This window comes from Aminobacter niigataensis (assembly GCF_946995915.1).
Classification (GTDB): Bacteria; Pseudomonadota; Alphaproteobacteria; order Rhizobiales; family Rhizobiaceae; genus Aminobacter; species Aminobacter niigataensis.
The window spans coordinates 3,795,034-3,812,817 of the sequence record NZ_OX341517.1; the positions used below are offsets into that span (position 1 = coordinate 3,795,034).

Consider the following 17,784-nt stretch of genomic DNA (forward strand, 5'->3'; position numbering starts at 1 on the left):
TGACGGAACGAAGTCGAATCCATATCACTCTCAATAGAGTGAGAGCGACGCGGCAAATATGTCTAGCATCACGTTGGAAGACTTCAACAATCTCGTCCATTCGGTCTATCAAGCAGGTTTGGACCCTCGGGAATGGTCGCTGTTCGTCGAGAATTTGGCGGGCTTTCTGGGTGGAACGATAGTCTGCTTGCAAGCGCATGACGCTGTCGCCAGCGCTGGCCTTGGATTGGTGTCGTCCAAAACAGATCCCGATTTCCTGAGCGCTTATGACGCGTATTATGCGGCCAAGAATGTCTGGGCACCAGGCTTGGCCAAAGCATCGATCGGGAAGGTCGTTCAGTCGGAACAGCTTTACGACAGAGATGAATTCTTCAGGACCGAATTCTACAATGATTATTTCAGCACTCAGGGGCTTGTGGCGGCCAGTGCCATCGTCCTGCACAACGCTCCAGACAGACTTCTGTTTCTATCAGGCAACATACGATGCAAGGAAGCCGAATGGGTGCGAGCACCATTGAGCCGGTTGCTCGACCTTCTTGGACCTCACATCTCGCGTTCATTCGACTTGCTGCGCCATGTCCCTACCTTGGTGAATGGTGAAGACTATCGCGCCACTGCCCAGCTTGCGGACGATGCGATGTTCTTTATCGACCGGTCGGGGCGGATCACTTACTCCAACCGGGCTGGCGATGCACTGCGTCGGGAAAATACGATAATCCGCGTCGATCGTGCAGGGTACATGCATTTGCTGGACTTGGAGGCCGATGCGGCGCTACAAGCTGCTTTGGGCGCAATGGCCAGGGCAAATTACGCGCAATTGCAGCGGGACTTCGTAATTCGACGTGCAACCGGCTCGCCTCTGCAAGCGATCCTCGCCCCGGTTCGTCACAATGCCAAGTCATTGATGTTCGATTGTCTATTCGAAGACCATCCGGTCGCAATGTTGGTTTTCCACCGCCAAACGGAATGCGCAAATTCGGATGTTCCATCACTCGACAGATACGGGATGACGCCGGCGGAGCTGGCGCTGGCCAAGGCTATAGCGGAGGGCATCTCCCCCCGCGAGTATGCCGACATCCGGTCGATCAGCATCAATACGGTAAGGACGCAGTTGAAGTCCATTTATGCGAAAACCGAAACCAGCAGGCAAAGCCAGCTCGCAGTGTTGATTGCACGCGAACACCCACGCCTTTAACAAAGTTGCGGTCGATGGATCGAGGTTTGGCAACGCTCGGCTCGGGTATTTTGCCAACACATGTCTTCTGGCCGGCCCGATCTAATATGATCACGGCACACGTAACCCACCTAGGTGATGCGAAGACCTTGTCCAAGCGCATAGGTTAGCGCATCGCGCGTTCAGGCCGATGTGACTGCTGGGCTGGGGATTAGAATGAAATTGAGGAAATTGGCTCTCGCAGCGTCGGCTGCGTGGCTAACAGGAACCTTTGCGGCCAGCGCCCAAGACACACACTCGGATGACAAGCGGAAATCGGTCCGAATAACGATCGATGGGCAGGTATCCAACGATGAGTTCCAACAGCGGCTCAGTGCACGAATCGTTGCTGCATTTGCCGATCTCCCAATCGCGTTCGGTGCGACCGCGGAGAAGGGGAATGGCCTTGAACGGTTGATGCTCGGCAGCGCTGCAAATCTGAGCGAGGCATTGGGTTTTAGCATCACCGGTCAATTCGTTCGCGAAGATGCAGACAATGTCTTCGGATTGGCCACCGATCAAAACGTAGACACTTGGAGCATCGCGAGTTCCCTTGATCTGCGTCTCAACGGCTCATCAAAAATTTCCCTTGGCGTCGACGGCTGGAACAGTCCCTCAGTCCTGCTGGCGGATACGCCAATCTTCCAAACACGCTTCGACGGCGCCAGCGGAACCCGCATTTCGGCCGGCCTGGAGACGTACCTCGACCCGACACTGAGGGTGGATGCAAAGCTAGGCTATGAACTGGCCGTTGAAAACGGCGACGATGGAATCTTTGCGAAGATCGACTTCAGCAAGGCCTTTGGAAAGCTTTCGGTCGAAGGCTCGGCTTGGACTTCGCCAAATTTCGGCGACGGCGGACAGATTGGGCTGGGCTATCGTTTCGACTCCGACCTGATTGCATCCGTCTATGCCGGCTATCGTGATGGCGCAACCGAAGGGGCCTATGCCGGTGCAAGGCTCTCCATGGAGTTCGGACCGAGCACATCCGAGGCCAACGGCGCACTGGCCGACCGCCTCGACCGGCAGATGCAACATGCCCAACTGACGATGCCTGGCGTTCCCAAGACGGCCCGCATCTCGACGGTCACTAAGGTCACCTTCCCCTTCGTGACCGCCTACGGGGACGTATGCCAGAGTGTCGAAGCGACACCCGGCTGTACGTTCTTCGGTGCCGACGGCACGCGCATCACTGTTGCCGAAGATCCTGACTACAACAAATTCGGAAATGGAGCCGACGACCTCTGGTATGTCAGGTTTGATATTTCGGGACGTGGGGCGGTCTACAACCAGCTGGGGCAGCTTCAGCGACTTCAGGACGTTAGTGCGTTTTCTGGATATATGGGCGGAACGACGATAGGTGTTGGAAACACTGGTTTTTACTGGGAAAACGTAGTCAATGGGACATATTGGCTGGGCAAAAATAGTGTTCTCTATTCAGCCAATATGAGCGGATCCAACTTCGGACAGGCAATCAACTAGGTAATGCTACAGACAACGCCGAAGCCGACATCGATGTCCACACGACAACGGTCGGGCTGAATTACCGGCTTTGAGGGGTACACACTCCCCTAGCCCCGGCCTCGCGCCGGGGTTTTTGTTTGCGCCTGAAATGCAATAGCCTCGCCGGCCGGAGCCCGCGGGCGAATGAGCGTCAGGCGCGTCGCAACGCGCGTGCTGCGCAAGAGCGTCCAGGAGCTTGCTGGGCCATCGCGACGTCGCGACCACCACCAAATATGCCATGCGATGAAAGAAGACGTGCGTGCTGCGCTGGAAGCAACCGGCCCCACGAAAAGTCCCACAACGAGTGCAGCGACAGATCAGAATGCATTGGATTCTTTGAATAAAGCGCGCTGAGAGACTATCCCCCCCAGTCAAGTGCGCTACCCGGCTGCGCTACACTCCGGACCGGTCGCGATGTATCTTGATAATGGCGTCCTGGTCAACCCAATTCGGCGGCTTTCCCGCCAAACTTCTCCATCGCGAGGCAAGATATTGATGCCGCTGGCCAAAATCCCAGTGGAGCCGCTTCAGCGCACCTGATCGAGCAGCCGCTTGCACTCGAGAAGGTCGAACAAGGCCTCCTGCAGCAGGGCGCGATTGTCGCGGGAAAGCTTGCCACTGTCGGCGGCTACGGGCCCGTCTTCGTCGCCCTTTCCAAGCCCGAAGAAACGGCGGCTCGGCTTGGCCCGAGCCTCGCCGACCAGCATCTCCTCGTCGGCGCCGCGCGGCTGGGCTGCGGGCGTCATCGGTGCTTCAGCCTGCTTGCGCTGTGCGATCGCCTCGACAGCCTTCATGTCGCCGCTGCCGACTGCGACGAGGAACTGGTTGCCGTTGTCGCGCAACAGCTTCTGCACACCCTTGATGGTGTAGCCCTGCTCATAGAGCATGTGCCGAATGCCCTTGATGAGTTCGACATCCTGCGGCCGGTAATAGCGGCGGCCGCCACCGCGCTTCATCGGCTTGATCTGGGTGAAACGCGTCTCCCAGAAGCGCAGTACGTGCTGCGGCAAGTCGAGGTCTTCGGCCACTTCGCTTATGGTGCGGAAGGCGTCGGGGCTCTTGTCCATGGTCGCCACTTTCGCAAAAACGATTCGTGATTCATTTCAGCGGTTTGCGCGGCAACATTCAAGCCCGGTGCGAATCACACACCAGGCTTTCAACCGCTTAGAGCGGAGTATTCGCTATTTGGCGGCTTTGGACTTGCCGTTCTGGTGAGCCCGCAGGATGCGGCTCTTGAGCACGTTGGACGCCTTGAAGGTCATCACCCGGCGCGGCAGGATCGGCACTTCTTCGCCGGTCTTGGGGTTGCGGCCGACACGTTCGTTCTTGTCGCGGACATGAAATGTGGCGAAAGACGACAATTTGACCGTCTCGCCGCGCACGATCGCTTCGCAGATTTCGTCGAGAACCGTTTCGACCAGTTGCGCCGATTCGGTGCGCGAAAGGCCGACTTTCCGGTAGACGGATTCAGCGAGGTCGGCACGCGTAAGTGTCTTTCCCCCCATGCGACGGTCCAATCCTCAAAAATCTGAAATTCAGCAAACGCGGCGGAGGTTAAGTAATTGATCCGTCAAGGTCAAGGACCGATGCCATGACCTTGGGGCGGACGCCGTACGGGCTTTGCCGAGGCGCCAAAATCACCACCTGAGAAGGACGGCACCCCAGGTAAAGCCACCGCCCATGGCTTCAAGCATGACGAGATCGCCCTTCTTGATGCGGCCGTCGGCAACGGCGGTGGAAAGCGCCAGCGGCACCGAGGCGGCGGATGTGTTGCCATGGAGATGCACGGTGACCACGGCCTTGTCTTCGGCGATGCCGAGTTTCTTGGCCGACGCATCGATGATGCGCTTGTTGGCCTGATGCGGCACGAACCAGTCGAGCGTGTCGGCCGAAACGCCGGTCTGGGCAAAAACATCCTCGATCACGTCGGTGATCATGCCGACTGCGTGCTTGAAGACTTCGCGTCCTTCCATCTTGAGATGGCCGACCGTGCCGGTCGTCGACGGCCCGCCGTCGACATAGAGCTTGTCCTTGTGGGTGCCGTCGGAGCGCAGGCTGGCCGCCAGAACGCCACGGTCGGCGATAGTGCCCTGCCCTTCCTCGGCCTCGAGCACCAGCGCACCGGCACCATCGCCGAACAGCACGCAGGTCGAGCGGTCGCTCCAGTCGAGGATGCGCGAGAAGGTCTCGGAACCAATGACCAGGACGCGCTTGGCAAGACCGCCCTTGATGTAGAGGTCGGCAGTGGTGACGGCATAGACGAAGCCGCTGCACACCGCCTGCATGTCGAAAGCGAAACCGTGGCGCATGCCGAGCCGGTTCTGGATCTCGACTGCGGTCGCCGGGAATGTGTTGTTGGGCGTCGAGGTCGCCAGCACGATCAGGTCGATATCGTCAGGCGTCAAGTCGGCATTGGCAAGGGCGGCACGGGCGGCCGCCTCGCCCAGCGAGGCCGTCGTTTCGTCGTCGGCGGCGATATGACGCTGACGGATGCCTGTGCGCTGGGCGATCCACTCGTCCGAGGTCTCGACCATGCCTTCGAAATCGGCGTTCTTCATGATGCGGCGGGGCAGCGCCGAACCGATGCCGCGCACAACTGATCTGATCACTTTGAAAAATCCTATTCCTGATCTTCGACCGCAGCAGCGGGGCGCCCCATCTGAGCATGTGGGTTGCGTGCATGAAACAAATCCAGATCGGCCTCGATGCGGTCGAGCAGCCGGTTCCGGACCATATCATATGCCATTTCGATGGCGGCAGCGAAGCCGTCCGCGTCGGCCCCGCCATGGCTCTTCACCACGATCCCATTGAGGCCGAGGAACACGCCGCCATTGGCGCGGCGCACATCCATCTTCTCGCGCAGGCGGTCGAATGCGCCCTTGGCGAAGATGTAGCCGATCTTGGCCATCAGCGTGCGGCTCATCGCTTCGCGCAGATAGCCGCCAATCTGGCGCGCGGTGCCTTCGGCGGTCTTGAGCGCGATGTTGCCCGAAAACCCCTCCGTGACAACGACGTCGGTGACGCCCTTGCCGATATCGTCGCCCTCGACGAAGCCCTGGTAGGTCATCGATGCCATATTGGCCTCGCGCAGCATGCGTCCGGCTTCCTTGACCTCTTCCTGGCCCTTGATCTCTTCGACGCCGACATTGAGCAGGCCGACGGTTGGCCGCTCGATGCCGAACAGCGCCCGCGCCATGCCGGTGCCGAGAATGGCGAAATCGATGAGTTGGTGCGCGTCGGCACCGATGGTGGCGCCGACATCGAGCACCACGCTCTCGCCACGCGTCGTCGGCCATAGGGCGGCGATCGCCGGCCGATCGATGGTGGCCATGGTGCGCAGGCAGAATTTCGACATCGCCATCAGCGCGCCGGTATTGCCGGCGGACACGCAGGCATCGGCGGTGTCGGACTTGACCGCCTCGATGGCCTTCCACATCGAGGATTTCCAGCGGCCCTGGCGCAGCGCCTGGCTGGGCTTGTCGTCCATCCTCACCGCAACCTCGCAGTGAACGAACTCGCTGACGGCGGCCAGCCGCGGCTGCTTGGCCAATTCGGGACGAACCACTTCCTCGCGGCCGTAGATGATGAAGCGAATATCGGTGCGCCTGGTGGCGACCTTGGCCAAGGCGGGAATGATCACGGAAGGGCCGTGATCGCCACCCATGGCATCAATGGAAATCTTGATCACGCGTCGGTCATCTCACTGTTGGCGTCGCAGGGCAGGCAAAAGTCCGGCGAAAATAGCGGTTCTGGACGACCGCACAACCGGGATTACGCGAAACGGCGGGCGTTTTCAAAGTTTCTTGGATATCAGGCGGAGCTTTTTCTGGAATTCGCTCTCGATCGGCTCGATGTCGTCGTCGCCGGAGCTGGCGACCGCGGCACCCGTCTTGCGCGGATAAGGATCGATGGCCAGGCCGAAGAATTCCTCGGCAAGGGCGCCTGCGTCAATCGTGTCGCCGGTGAAGGTTTCCGGGCTGTCGGGACCATCGGCATCCAGCAGGATTTCGCCGGCAGAATTGAAGCCCTGCCTGGCAAGCTTGGAATCCTCGGGCAGGTAGACGCCTTCGATATCCTCGTCGATGGTCGCTTCGACCGGGTCGAGCGTGACGATGCATGCCTGGGTGATCCGAGCCTGCACGCGGCCGCTGACCTTGACGCCGTTGCGCTTCCATTTGGTGACCAAGAGGTCCGCCTTGTAGCGTTCTACCGACACCAGGTCGTGGGCCTCGGCAAGAGCTGCGCGCTGCGCCGCATCTGCATCGACCACAACGGCCATGCCCTTTTGTGGCAGCCGCGCGATGTTGACCGGGAAGGAAACCGGGCTTCGGGTCTCATCAAATTTCATGGGTCGCCTCCTTCAGGCTGCCTGCGGCACCGGATATGTCAGTTTGCCGGCACATATATCCTGCGAAGGCAGCTCTGCCAGAGCGCGATTCGCCGCAAAGACATAATCCGCGAGTTCCGAGGCCTGGGGCCATTCCTTGGCATCCGGACGAACGTTGCGCATCAGCGCCGCAGCAAGGGCGGCGTGATCGTCGCGCTCGAGCGCGTCCTTGTAGGACTCGGTGCGGCCGTAGAACATCTTGGCCAGCTTCTTCATGCGCTTGGGCACGCCGACATCGCTGATGCCGAGCTCACGCAGGGAATGATCGACATCGAGGAAGAACTCGTCGATCAGCTGCTGGGCAATGTCGGCGGAAGCCCCGGTTTCGCCGCGCAGGCGATGCTGGAACAGGAACATGTGCAGGGAAAGCATCTCGAAACGGCCAAGCGGCGTATCGGGCACGTCCCAGGCGGAATAAAATGGCTCCTGCCGCGCCGCTGCCACGATTCGTGTATAGAGCGCGTCCGTGATGGCGCGGTTGGCTTGGCGTTCACGGCCAAACAGACGCTGGAACATTTGAGGGCGGTCTCCCGGGGACCCGTTTCGCTAAGTGGCCTTGTTGCATCGGCGCGCAAGCTGGTTTACCGGTTTTGCGGCTTCGCGCAAGCAGAGGCTCTGGCACGACAGGATGGAGTTGTTGTTGCACTCGCTGAAATTCAAGATGCCATTTTCGTTGCGTCCGGCTGGCGCAGTTTCGCTAATCGTGGCCGCAGCCGCGCTTTCGGCGTGCAACACCTCGAAGACCTTCGGTGACCTGACCCCCAGCGAGACGCTGACCCAGGGCTACGTCATCGACCAGCAGTCGATCGATTCCGTGCCCGTTGGTTCCAGCCGCGAGCAGGTCTTGCTTGCGCTGGGCACGCCGTCGACGACAGCGACCTTCGACAACGAGGTGTTTTATTACATCTCGCAGACGCGCAAACGCGCCGTCGCCTTCGCCAAGCCCAAGCTTGTCGAACAGCGCGTGCTGGCCGTCTATTTCGGCGCCGACGGGCGCGTCACCAACATCGCCAACTACGGCATGCAGGATGGCAAGGTGTTCGACTTCATCTCGCGCACGACGCCGACCGGCGGCAAGGACCAGAACTTCCTCGGCCAGCTGCTTGCAGGCGCGGGCAAGATGGGCTCGAGCGCGGCCAGCAGCATTTTCGGCGGCAGCTAGGCCGCACAAGACTTTTCAGAAATCTCAGGCAACAGAACCCGCGGGAGCAATCCCGCGGGTTTTTCTTTGCGCCCTCATCTGCCAGCACGCGAAAAAACCCCGCCCGCATGGTGCGGACGGGGCTGGATCGAGCAGACAGCATCGGCAAGCGCAATCGCCTGCCGGGCGTTGATCAGCTATGCGCCAGGACGGCGAGCAGCAGGAGCGCGACGATGTTGGTGATCTTGATCGCCGGGTTCACGGCCGGACCGGCGGTGTCCTTGTAGGGATCGCCGACGGTATCGCCCGTCACCGACGCCTTGTGCGCCTCCGAGCCCTTCAGGTGCTTGACGCCGTCCTTGTCGGTGAAGCCGTCCTCGAACGACTTCTTGGCGTTGTCCCATGCGCCGCCGCCCGAGGTCATCGAGATGGCCACGAACAGGCCGTTGACGATGACGCCGAGCAGCGAGGCGCCTAGGGCCGCGAAAGCCGAGGCCTTGGAACCGGAGATCAGAAGCACGCCGAAATAGACGACCAGCGGCGCCAGAACCGGCAGCAGCGACGGGATGATCATTTCCTTGATCGCCGCCTTGGTCAGCAGATCGACCGCACGAGCATAGTTGGGCTTGGACGTTCCCTTCATGATGCCCGGATCCTCGCGGAACTGCTTGCGCACCTCCTCGACGATGGCGCCCGCGGCCCGGCCGACGGCGGTCATGGCGATGCCGCCGAACAGATAAGGGATGAGGCCGCCGAAGATCAGGCCGGCGACGACGTAGGGGTTGGACAGGTCGAACGACACCGTGCCGATATCGGCAAAGTACGGGTACTGCGCACTGTTGGCGGCGAAGTACTGCAGATCGTAGCTGTAGGCGGCAAACAGCACCAGCGCGCCGAGACCGGCGGAGCCGATGGCGTAGCCCTTGGTGACAGCCTTGGTGGTGTTGCCGACCGCGTCGAGCGCGTCGGTGGAATGGCGCACTTCCTTGGGCAGGCCGGCCATTTCGGCAATGCCACCGGCATTGTCGGTGACAGGGCCGAAGGCATCAAGCGCAACGATCATGCCGGCAAGGCCGAGCATCGTGGTAACCGCGATCGCCGTACCGAACAGGCCGGCAAGCTGGAACGTCGAGATGATGCCGCCGACGATGACGATCGCCGGAAGTGCCGTCGATTCGAGCGACACCGCCAGGCCCTGGATGACGTTGGTGCCGTGACCGGTGACCGACGCCTGGGCGATCGAGTTGACCGGCCGCTTGTTGGTGCCGGTGTAATACTCGGTGATGACGACGATCAGGCCCGTTACCACGAGGCCGACGAGGCCGCAGATGAACAGGTTCTGGCCCGTAATCAGCACGCCGCCACCGGTGCCGATCTCGCCCCAACCGACAGTCAGCGACGTCGCCGCCCCAAGACCGACGATGGACAACAGGCCGGTGACGATCAGCCCCTTGTAGAGGGCGCCCATGATCGAGCCGTTGGAACCGAGCTTGACGAAGAAAGTGCCGATGATCGAGGTGATGATGCAGGCGCCGCAGATGGCGAGCGGATAGAGCATGACATTGGAAAGCACTTCCGTGCCGCCGAAGAAGATGGCGCCCAGGACCATGGTGGCGACGACGGTCACCGCATAGGTCTCGAACAGGTCGGCGGCCATGCCGGCACAATCGCCGACATTGTCGCCGACGTTGTCGGCGATGGTGGCCGGGTTGCGCGGATCATCCTCGGGAATTCCAGCTTCGACCTTGCCGACTAGATCGCCGCCGACATCGGCACCCTTGGTGAAGATACCGCCACCGAGACGGGCGAAGATCGAGATCAGCGAGGCGCCGAAGCCGAGCGCCACGAGCGAATCGATGACAACGCGATCAGCAGGCCCGTAGCCCATCGGGCCGGTGAGAATGAGGTAGTAGACCGAGACACCAAGCAAGGCGAGGCCGGCAACCAGCATGCCGGTGATGGCGCCCGACTTGAAGGCGATATCGAGGCCGGCGGCGAGGCTGTTGGAGGCTGCCTGGGCGGTACGAACATTCGCGCGAACCGAGACATGCATGCCGATGAAACCGGCGGCCCCCGAAAGCACTGCACCAATCAAAAAGCCGATCGCCGCGGATGCGGAAAGCAGCCACCAAGCGAGCAGGAACACGACGACGCCGACGATGGCGATGGTGGTGTATTGGCGCGCCAGATATGCCTGCGCACCTTCCCGGATGGCGGCGGAGATTTCCTGCATGCGCGCATTGCCCTGGTCGGCTGCGAGAACCGACTGAGTCGCCCATATGGCGTAAAGGACAGATAGCAGGCCGCAGGCGATGACGACGTAAAGCATTGTCATTGCCAATTCTCTTCCCTGATTGTGCCCGGAATTCCCCTCCCCGGGCTAGTGAACGAGACCGGCAGCCTCTACGCGGTTTCCGGCCCCTGGCGAACAATCCGAAACAGGGCAGCGAACGTCAAGACATCGCCAAGCTTTTGTCCCGGCTTTCGCCGCCTGCCCCGAATAGGCTGAACTCAAACGACAAATTCAACTCAGGCGAGATCATGGTCCGGCTGGTTGACGAAGATCAGCACAGCCAGCATCGTCATGTAGAACTTGAATGCGGCCTCCTGGCCGTTCCAGGTGCTGGACTGCCACATGGCGAACCACTCACCGCCGACGACCATGAAGCCGAGGAACCAGACAAGGAAACCCATGGTGGCGCCGATGACGACAAAGCCCTTGGCATCGTTGAATTCCCTGCCGGAACCCTTGCGGGCTTGCCAGAGCTTGAAAGCTGCGACCAGGAACAGCACGCAGGTCAATGCTTCGCCGACAATGATCAGCCAATAACCGGCGGTCCACAAAGCAGGGCTGGTGATCGAGCGATACATCAGCGCATTGCCCGGAAATGTGGTGTCCATGCTGAGCACATGCTGAACGAAGGCGAAATTGGAGCCATAGTCAGTGATGTTGCCGAACGCTACAAGGAAGGCGAAGGCCGCGAGGCAAAGGGACATTACGATCTTTGAGAGACGCAAGGTCATGGCAAGAACTCCTGCAGGTCAAACATCGGGGCATCAACCAGATCAATTGCCGAGTCTCGGCAACGATGCAACCGGCCGCCCGGTCAGCATTTCGCTGACAGCGACGGCAAAAGCATATGCCGGGAAGAACGGCATCGACGTCGAGCTGGAAGAAGTGCGGCTGTCTGCCGACTGTCAGATCGGGGACGTAGTGTCGATATCTTCTGGCGGCACCTCGCATGACTTTGCAGTCATGCGCCGCCGTTGGATCGTCGACCGGTCGCGCAGCCGGCTCGAAGTGACACTCGACCACCCCGTTCGCGGGCGGTGAAACGTCAGGCGTGGCCGACGCCCTGCCCCATGCGCCTGGCAGCCATGCGCTCCAGCGCCGACAGTGCGTCATAGATCAGCACCGCAAGTGCCGCGACGATCAACCCGCCCTGCAGGACGAAAGCGAGGTTGTTGGACTGCAGCCCGGCGATAATGACCTCACCGAGCGTCTTGGCGGCAACCGTCGAGCCGATGGTCGCCGTGGCAAGGCTGATGACAACGGAAAGCCTGATGCCGGCGAGAATCACCGGCACGCTGAGCGGCAGCTCGATCTTGAGCAGGCGCTGCCAGCCCGTCATGCCCGCACCTCGCGCCGCCTCGACGACATTGGCCGGAGTGGTGGTCAGCCCAGTCAGCGTGTTCTCGAAGATCGGCAGCAGACCGTAGAGAAACAGCGCGATCAGGGTTGGCTTCTCGCCAAAGCCGACGGCCGGCACAGCCAGTGCAAGCACCGCCACTGGCGGAAACGTCTGGCCGATATTCACCAGGCTGCGTGACAAAGGCAGGAATTCGACGCCGGCCGGCCGCGTGACCAGGATGGCGAGCGCAACCGCAACGACGATCGCGGCAGCGGTGGCGATGGCGACCGTGCGCAAATGCTGGAACGCCAGCGACGAAAGGCTGCCCTGATTGTAGATCGCAGGTGCGCCATTCTGCGTCAGCGGCTTGAGCAACGGCTCGAACCATAGCGGGTTGCTCAGGAACGCGACCAACAGGGCCAGCAGGCAAAGCCGCAACAGCAGCGGAATCCAGGCCTTCATTGTGGCCTCGCGGCGCGCTTGACCAGGCCTTGGACTGTCACGCGCCCGATGGCCGTGCCATCTTCCGATGTCACCGGCATGGCAGCGCGTCCCGACCAGAGGAGTTCGGCGAGCGCGTCGCGCTGGCTCGCCTCGGCAGCTATGCCCTCGCCATCGGCACTGCCCGGCTCGACGGCATCGCGGACCTCTCCGAGCGACAGGAGCTTGAAAGGACGGTCGCTGGCCCCGACCAGCGTCTCGACGAATCCCGTCGCCGGTTTTGCCAGGATTTCGGCCGGCGATGCGTACTGGATCAGCTTGCCGGCATCCATGACGGCAATGCGGTCGCCCAGATGGACGGCTTCTTCCATGTCGTGGGTGACGAGGATGATGGTGGTGCCGAACCGCTTCTGGATCGCCAGCAGATCTTGCTGTGCCTTGGTGCGGATGATCGGATCGAGCGCACCGAAGGGTTCGTCCATCAAAAGGACGTTGGGTTCGGCAGCAAGCGCGCGGGCGACGCCGACACGCTGCTGCTGCCCGCCCGACAGCTCATGCGGATAGCGCGGACCGAAGGCTGCCGGGTCGAGCTGCAGCAGCGACATCAATTCATCGACCCGGGCCTTGATGCGCGCGGCATCCCAACCGAGAAGCAACGGAACGGTACCTATGTTCTGCGCCACCGTGCGGTGGGGAAACAGCCCGTTGCCCTGGATGGCGTAGCCGATGCTGCGGCGAAGTTCGTGGCCCGGGACTGAACGGTTATCGACACCGTCGAGCTTGATCGTGCCCGACGTGGGCTCCACCAGGCGGTTGATCATGCGCAGAAGCGTGGTCTTGCCGGAACCCGAAGTGCCGACGATGACCGTCAGTGTGTGCGGCTCGATGACCATCGAGACATCGTCAACGACCGCGGCGTCGCCATAGCGCTTGGTGATGTTTTCGATTTCGATCATGCGGCCACCGTCGTGGATCTGCGGGTCGCGACTTGTTCGACCACCGCGTCGAGGATGATGGCAGCGGCAAAGGCCAGCGCCACAGTGGGGACCGCACCGAGCAGCACGAGGTCCATTGCCGTCTGGCCAACGCCCTGGAAGACGAAGACGCCGAAGCCGCCACCGCCGATCAGGGCAGCGATGGTGGCAAGGCCGATGTTCTGGACCAGCACGATGCGTATGCCGGTGAGGATGACGGGAAACGCCAGCGGAAACTCGACGCCCGACAAGCGCTGCCAGCCGGTCATGCCCATGCCGCGCGCCGCATCATTGGCAGTTCGGGGAACCCCAGCGAGCCCGACGACGGTGTTCGCCACCACGGGGAGCAGCGAATAGAGAAACAGCGCGACGAATGACGGCGCCGCGCCGATGCCGCGAATGCCGAGCGCTGAAGCGCCGGGGACATTGGCGGCAACCCAGCCGAGCGGCGCGATCAAGATGCCGAACAGCGCGATGGAAGGAATGGTCTGGACGATGTTGAGCACGTTGAGCACGCCCGCGCGCAGCGCCTCGACGCGATGGCACAGGATGCCCAGCGGTATTCCGACCAGCACCGCAGCGGCAAGCGAGCCGAGCGCCAGCTGGACATGGCGCTTCGCCTCGTTCCAGAAACTGTCGGCACGGTTGGCGTATTCCTTGAGGATCGACAGGCTGTCCCATTGACCCGAGGCGAGCAGAAGCCAAACCGCAGCCGCGGCAATGCCGAGGACGACGACCCGCCCCACAGGTGAAAGCTGCAGCCTTGTCAGGACATCAGCGAGCAAAAGCGTGAAGGCGAAGATCAAGAGCCAAAAACCAGAGGCCGGCGAGATGCGGGCGAAGGTGTTGCCCTCCGGCGTCAGATAGCTGCCGGCATTGCCGATCAGCAGGGCTAGGGAAACCAGGGCAATGGCACTGGCGCCAAGACGCGCGGCCAGCGGCGTCTTGAACAGGGCAACGAGACCGGCCGCGACCAGGATGACCAGCAGCACGAGCCCTGCCGGAGACGGCAGAGCCTCGACAATCGAGCGCGGCTCACCGGCCACGATGCGGTTGGCGCGAAAGGTGGCAAATGGCGCCAAGAAGGCGCCATAGGCGGTGATCGCGGCGATCACCACGCCCAGCTTGTCGAACCTGATGCCCACTGTCGCGATGCGTCCCCGGTTCCGACGGCGCGCCCCTGATGAGGCGCGCCGAGGAAGCTTACTTCAGAAAGCCGTTCTTCTTCAGGAAATCTTCGGCAACAGCCTTGGCCGGCTCGCCGCCAACCTGGACGCGGCCGTTGAGCTCCTGAAGCGTGACGAGGTCGAGCTTTTCGAACACCGGCTTGAGCAGGGTTTCGATCTGTGGGTGCTCCTTGAGAACTGCCTCGCGAATGATCGGGGCCGGCTGATAGACCGGCTGCACACCCTTGTCGTCGTCGAGCACGACCAGGCCCGATGGAGCGATGCCGCCATCGGTGCCATAGACCATGGCCGCATTGGCGCCGTTGGTCTGGTTGGCGGCAGCGCCGATGGTGGCGGCCGTGTCGCCGCCCGACAGCGTGATCAACTGCTCTGGCTTGAGCGTGAAGCCGTAGGTGGTCTGGAAGGCGGGAAGTGCTGCAGCCGAATTGACGAACTCGGACGATGCCGCCAGCACGACGGTGCCACCGCCGGCGACGTATTTGCCGAAATCGCTGAGGGTGGCGAGCTTGTTGGCGTCGGCGAGGTCCTTGCGCAGCGCGATCGCCCAGGTGTTGTTGGCCGGCGATGGCGACAGCCAGACGATCTTGTTGGCGTCGTAGTCGAGCTTCTTGGCGGTTTCGAAGCCCTTGGCAGCATCTTTCCAGACCGGATCATCGGCCTTTTCGAAGAAGAAGCCGGCGTTGCCGGTATATTCGGGATAGATGTCGATCTCGCCTGCCGCGATTGCCTTGCGGACGACCGGCGTCGCGCCGAGCTGGATGCGGTCGGTGGTGGCGATGTCGTTGGCATTGAGCACGGCCTGAATGATGTTGCCGAGCACGCCGCCTTCGGTGTCGATCTTGGAAGACACGACCACCTGTGCGCTTGCAGCGCTGGTGGCAAGGCCGAGTGCGATTGCCGCTGCGGCGATTGTTCTGGTCTGACGCATGGTGAAGCCCCTTCTCGTTGCCGGAATTCGGTGACCGCATATGAGCATGGCGATCCAGCTTCCGTCGGGGCATACGATTTCACAATGCGCAGGGGCTGCGCAATATTATTTTGTATTTTGAAGTAATCGCCGGCCTCGATTGCCGACATCCTCCTGTCAGGCAGTCCGGCTCCGGCGCGCGAACGACAGAGTCGCCAGCGCGGCCAAGCAAACCGCGCAGATGGGGAAGACAATCCAGGCGAGCATGTCCCAGCCATAGGCGTTGTAAACTGCGCCCGACATCAGCGATGCAAGGGCCACCGAGCTGAACAGGATGAAGTCATGAAAGCCTTGGACCTTGCCCTTTTCCGACGGGCGATAGGCTGTGGACACAATGGCCGTCGCGCCTATGAAGCCGAAATTCCAGCCGAGTCCGAGCAGGATGAGTGACGTCCAGAACTGCCAAAGCGCGATGCCCGACAGTGCCACGATGGCGCAGCCGATCAGCAGCAAGACGCCCAGGCCGACGATGCGCTCAGGGCCAAAGCGCTGGATCAGGCGCCCGGTGAAGAAGCTCGGGCCGAACATCGCCATGACATGCCAGGAAATGCCGAGCGTCGCCTCGTCCGGCGAAAATCCGCAGCCGACCATGGCAAGGGGTGCACCGGTCATAACGAAGGTCATCAGGGAATAGGTACCGACAGCACAGACGAGTGCGGCGGCAAAGCGCGGTTGCGCCAAGATCTCGAGCATCGGGCGCGCGTCCGCCTGCGAGGCTTCGGCATGAACGCCAGTCACTTCCTTCACCCTGAGGAAGGACAGGATGACAGCGCCAACCGCTGCGAGCCCGATAATCGCGGCAAAGGAGCCGGCGAACATCACCGGCGCGAACATTTCACGCGTGAAAATGACGATCTGTGGGCCGAGGATGGCGGTGACAATGCCGCCGGCCAGCACGAAGGAAATCGCGTTCGCCTTGAATTCGGGCGGCGCGTTGTCGGCGGCGGCAAAACGGAACTGCTGCACGAAGGCACTGCCGACGCCGAGCATCAGAAGGCCGAAGACAAACAGCCAGAACTCCGAGCGAAACAGCGCCAGCGTGGCGATCGCGCCGCCGACGGCGGTGACGGCGGTACCGAACATGAAGCCACCGCGCTGTCCGAGCCCGCGAATGATCGCGGCAGCGGGAAGCGCACCGAGCGCCATGCCGACGCTGAAACCGGTGATCGGGGCAGTCGCGAGCGACTTGTCGGTATCAAGGAGGTAGAAGCCGGCCAAGCCACCAAGCGAGAAGGCGATCGGGGCGGCGGAGCCGATGATGGCTTGCGATGCGGCGAGGATATAAGCTGTCCGCCGCGCTTCGCGTTCGCCACCGGTCATAATGCGTCCTTGCCCTTACCCTCGCCGCGCAGCTTGCGGGAGACACGGTCGAGTACGGCGTTGACGAGCTTGGGCTCGTCGTCGGCGTAGAAGGCCTTGGCGATGTCGACATATTCCGACACGATCACGGCCACGGGAACGTCCTGGCGCTTCATCAACTCGTAGACACCGGCGCGCAGGATGGCGCGCAGCGTCGAATCGAGGCGCGACAGCGGCCAATCCTCGGTCAGGGACTGGCGGATCACCGGATCGACGGTCTTCTGGTTCTCCACCACGCCAGCGAGAATGGCGCGGAACCACTGGGCGTCGGCTTCGCGGTAGAGCGCGCCGTCGACTTCCTTGCCGAGGCGGAAGGCCTCGTATTCCGCGGTGATTTCGAGCAGGCCGCTGCCTGCGACGTCCATCTGGTAGAGCGCCTGGACGGCCGCAAGACGGGCAGCCCCGCGCTTGTTGGCCTGGCGTGCGGGCGGCTGGGGTTTGTCTTCGGGAGACGTCACGACCGTGCAGCTCCGAGTTTTTCGCGAACTGCGATCATGGTCAGTGCGGCACGCGCGGCAAAGCCGCCCTTGTCGCCTTCATTGCGGCGCGCACGGGCCCAGGCCTGGTCGTCGTTTTCGACAGTCAGGATGCCGTTGCCGACGCAGATCGATTCCGAAACCGCAAGGTCCATCAAGGCGCGGCAGGACTCGTTGGCAACGATGTCGAAGTGGTAGGTCTCGCCGCGAATGACGGTGCCGAGGGCGACATAGCCGTCATAATGCGTGCCTTCGTCGTCGGCAGCGTCGAGCGCAAACGAGATCACGGCCGGAATTTCGAGCGCGCCGGGAACGGTCACCACGTCATAGGATGCACCGGCATCGGCCAAGGCAGACTTGGCGCCGTCCAGCAGCGCGTCTGCGAGGTCGTCGTAAAAGCGCGCCTCAACAATGAGGAGCTTCAGTTTCTTGTCGTTGGCCATGTCAAATCTCCGGCAGGAGCGGCTGACTTAGGCCGAACCGGATGAGTTCGCAAGCGAAGTG

At 61.8% G+C, this 17,784-nt stretch carries 19 protein-coding genes; 4 read left to right on the plus strand and 15 right to left on the minus strand.

Translation table 11 applies throughout. The annotated features are described in order from the left end of the window. The first annotated feature begins 58 nt into the window (after nucleotides 1-58). Nucleotides 59-1,195, plus strand: a complete 1,137-nt coding sequence (locus O1Y97_RS18610; protein ID WP_318761963.1) for a helix-turn-helix transcriptional regulator — start codon at nucleotides 59-61, stop codon at nucleotides 1,193-1,195. Between the two features lie 195 nt (nucleotides 1,196-1,390). Next, entirely contained in the window at nucleotides 1,391-2,695 is a 1,305-nt protein-coding gene (locus O1Y97_RS18615) for a hypothetical protein (protein ID WP_318761964.1), read from the plus strand. Nucleotides 2,696-3,243: 548 nt separating this feature from the next. Here O1Y97_RS18615 and O1Y97_RS18620 read toward each other — a convergent pair. From O1Y97_RS18620 to O1Y97_RS18645, 6 genes are all read right to left on the minus strand, one after another. Continuing rightward, entirely contained in the window at nucleotides 3,244-3,783 is a 540-nt protein-coding gene (locus O1Y97_RS18620; protein ID WP_318761965.1) for a MerR family transcriptional regulator, read from the minus strand. A gap of 114 nt (nucleotides 3,784-3,897) precedes the next feature. After that, on the minus strand, nucleotides 3,898-4,221 hold the full coding sequence (locus tag O1Y97_RS18625; protein ID WP_055971437.1) for an integration host factor subunit alpha: 324 nt from the start codon (nucleotides 4,219-4,221) through the stop codon (nucleotides 3,898-3,900). A gap of 132 nt (nucleotides 4,222-4,353) precedes the next feature. Then, on the minus strand, nucleotides 4,354-5,325 hold the full coding sequence (locus O1Y97_RS18630) for a beta-ketoacyl-ACP synthase III (protein WP_318761966.1): 972 nt from the start codon (nucleotides 5,323-5,325) through the stop codon (nucleotides 4,354-4,356). An 11-nt stretch (nucleotides 5,326-5,336) separates the two neighbouring features. Continuing rightward, nucleotides 5,337-6,404, minus strand: coding sequence for a phosphate acyltransferase PlsX (gene plsX, locus O1Y97_RS18635; RefSeq protein WP_108608483.1), 1,068 nt, complete (start codon nucleotides 6,402-6,404; stop codon nucleotides 5,337-5,339). Between the two features lie 105 nt (nucleotides 6,405-6,509). Then, nucleotides 6,510-7,064: a YceD family protein gene (locus tag O1Y97_RS18640; RefSeq protein ID WP_108608484.1), complete on the minus strand. Its 555-nt coding sequence runs from the start codon at nucleotides 7,062-7,064 to the stop codon at nucleotides 6,510-6,512. Nucleotides 7,065-7,076: 12 nt separating this feature from the next. Further along, nucleotides 7,077-7,619, minus strand: a complete 543-nt coding sequence (locus O1Y97_RS18645; RefSeq protein WP_318761967.1) for a ubiquinol-cytochrome C chaperone family protein — start codon at nucleotides 7,617-7,619, stop codon at nucleotides 7,077-7,079. A gap of 112 nt (nucleotides 7,620-7,731) precedes the next feature. Between O1Y97_RS18645 and O1Y97_RS18650 the strand changes: the two genes are divergently transcribed. Next, nucleotides 7,732-8,265 (plus strand): outer membrane protein assembly factor BamE, encoded by a 534-nt coding sequence (locus O1Y97_RS18650; RefSeq protein WP_183261844.1) that lies wholly within the window; start codon nucleotides 7,732-7,734, stop codon nucleotides 8,263-8,265. Between the two features lie 172 nt (nucleotides 8,266-8,437). Here the strand turns inward: O1Y97_RS18650 and O1Y97_RS18655 are convergent, their stop codons facing one another. Beyond that, nucleotides 8,438-10,579: a sodium-translocating pyrophosphatase gene (locus O1Y97_RS18655; protein WP_108608486.1), complete on the minus strand. Its 2,142-nt coding sequence runs from the start codon at nucleotides 10,577-10,579 to the stop codon at nucleotides 8,438-8,440. A 194-nt stretch (nucleotides 10,580-10,773) separates the two neighbouring features. Beyond that, nucleotides 10,774-11,268, minus strand: a complete 495-nt coding sequence (locus O1Y97_RS18660; protein ID WP_183261846.1) for a DUF2165 family protein — start codon at nucleotides 11,266-11,268, stop codon at nucleotides 10,774-10,776. Nucleotides 11,269-11,314: 46 nt separating this feature from the next. Here O1Y97_RS18660 and O1Y97_RS18665 point away from each other — a divergent pair, with 46 nt between their 5' ends. After that, on the plus strand, nucleotides 11,315-11,578 hold the full coding sequence (locus tag O1Y97_RS18665; protein WP_318761968.1) for a hypothetical protein: 264 nt from the start codon (nucleotides 11,315-11,317) through the stop codon (nucleotides 11,576-11,578). Between the two features lie 4 nt (nucleotides 11,579-11,582). Here the strand turns inward: O1Y97_RS18665 and O1Y97_RS18670 are convergent, their stop codons facing one another. From O1Y97_RS18670 to O1Y97_RS18700, 7 genes are all read right to left on the minus strand, one after another. Continuing rightward, nucleotides 11,583-12,338, minus strand: a complete 756-nt coding sequence (locus tag O1Y97_RS18670) for an ABC transporter permease (RefSeq protein ID WP_108608488.1) — start codon at nucleotides 12,336-12,338, stop codon at nucleotides 11,583-11,585. Further along, nucleotides 12,335-13,273: an ABC transporter ATP-binding protein gene (locus O1Y97_RS18675; RefSeq protein ID WP_183261853.1), complete on the minus strand. Its 939-nt coding sequence runs from the start codon at nucleotides 13,271-13,273 to the stop codon at nucleotides 12,335-12,337. Before O1Y97_RS18675 ends, O1Y97_RS18670 begins: the two co-directional genes overlap by 4 nt. Continuing rightward, on the minus strand, nucleotides 13,270-14,436 hold the full coding sequence (locus O1Y97_RS18680; protein WP_318761969.1) for an ABC transporter permease: 1,167 nt from the start codon (nucleotides 14,434-14,436) through the stop codon (nucleotides 13,270-13,272). Before O1Y97_RS18680 ends, O1Y97_RS18675 begins: the two co-directional genes overlap by 4 nt. A gap of 58 nt (nucleotides 14,437-14,494) precedes the next feature. Next, entirely contained in the window at nucleotides 14,495-15,406 is a 912-nt protein-coding gene (gene osmF / locus O1Y97_RS18685) for a glycine betaine ABC transporter substrate-binding protein OsmF (RefSeq protein WP_108608491.1), read from the minus strand. A 156-nt stretch (nucleotides 15,407-15,562) separates the two neighbouring features. After that, a complete protein-coding gene (locus O1Y97_RS18690) occupies nucleotides 15,563-16,765 on the minus strand; it encodes an MFS transporter (protein ID WP_108608492.1) in 1,203 nt (400 codons plus the stop codon). After that, entirely contained in the window at nucleotides 16,762-17,262 is a 501-nt protein-coding gene (nusB, locus tag O1Y97_RS18695; protein ID WP_318761970.1) for a transcription antitermination factor NusB, read from the minus strand. Before nusB ends, O1Y97_RS18690 begins: the two co-directional genes overlap by 4 nt. Further along, nucleotides 17,259-17,723, minus strand: a complete 465-nt coding sequence (locus O1Y97_RS18700; RefSeq protein ID WP_108608494.1) for a 6,7-dimethyl-8-ribityllumazine synthase — start codon at nucleotides 17,721-17,723, stop codon at nucleotides 17,259-17,261. Before O1Y97_RS18700 ends, nusB begins: the two co-directional genes overlap by 4 nt. Nucleotides 17,724-17,784 lie beyond the last annotated feature (61 nt).

Coding starts and splice junctions, on each gene's coding strand:
- O1Y97_RS18640 (WP_108608484.1), bottom strand. CDS start 7,064: ATGAAATTTGATGAGACCCGAAGCCCGGTTTCCTTCCCGGTCAACATC.
- O1Y97_RS18690 (WP_108608492.1), bottom strand. CDS start 16,765: ATGACCGGTGGCGAACGCGAAGCGCGGCGGACAGCTTATATCCTCGCC.
- O1Y97_RS18670 (WP_108608488.1), bottom strand. CDS start 12,338: ATGAAGGCCTGGATTCCGCTGCTGTTGCGGCTTTGCCTGCTGGCCCTG.
- O1Y97_RS18645 (WP_318761967.1), bottom strand. CDS start 7,619: ATGTTCCAGCGTCTGTTTGGCCGTGAACGCCAAGCCAACCGCGCCATC.
- O1Y97_RS18700 (WP_108608494.1), bottom strand. CDS start 17,723: ATGGCCAACGACAAGAAACTGAAGCTCCTCATTGTTGAGGCGCGCTTT.
- O1Y97_RS18620 (WP_318761965.1), bottom strand. CDS start 3,783: ATGGACAAGAGCCCCGACGCCTTCCGCACCATAAGCGAAGTGGCCGAA.
- O1Y97_RS18625 (WP_055971437.1), bottom strand. CDS start 4,221: ATGGGGGGAAAGACACTTACGCGTGCCGACCTCGCTGAATCCGTCTAC.
- O1Y97_RS18660 (WP_183261846.1), bottom strand. CDS start 11,268: ATGACCTTGCGTCTCTCAAAGATCGTAATGTCCCTTTGCCTCGCGGCC.
- O1Y97_RS18615 (WP_318761964.1), top strand. CDS start 1,391: ATGAAATTGAGGAAATTGGCTCTCGCAGCGTCGGCTGCGTGGCTAACA.
- O1Y97_RS18650 (WP_183261844.1), top strand. CDS start 7,732: ATGGAGTTGTTGTTGCACTCGCTGAAATTCAAGATGCCATTTTCGTTG.
- O1Y97_RS18675 (WP_183261853.1), bottom strand. CDS start 13,273: ATGATCGAAATCGAAAACATCACCAAGCGCTATGGCGACGCCGCGGTC.
- O1Y97_RS18655 (WP_108608486.1), bottom strand. CDS start 10,579: ATGACAATGCTTTACGTCGTCATCGCCTGCGGCCTGCTATCTGTCCTT.
- osmF (WP_108608491.1), bottom strand. CDS start 15,406: ATGCGTCAGACCAGAACAATCGCCGCAGCGGCAATCGCACTCGGCCTT.
- O1Y97_RS18610 (WP_318761963.1), top strand. CDS start 59: ATGTCTAGCATCACGTTGGAAGACTTCAACAATCTCGTCCATTCGGTC.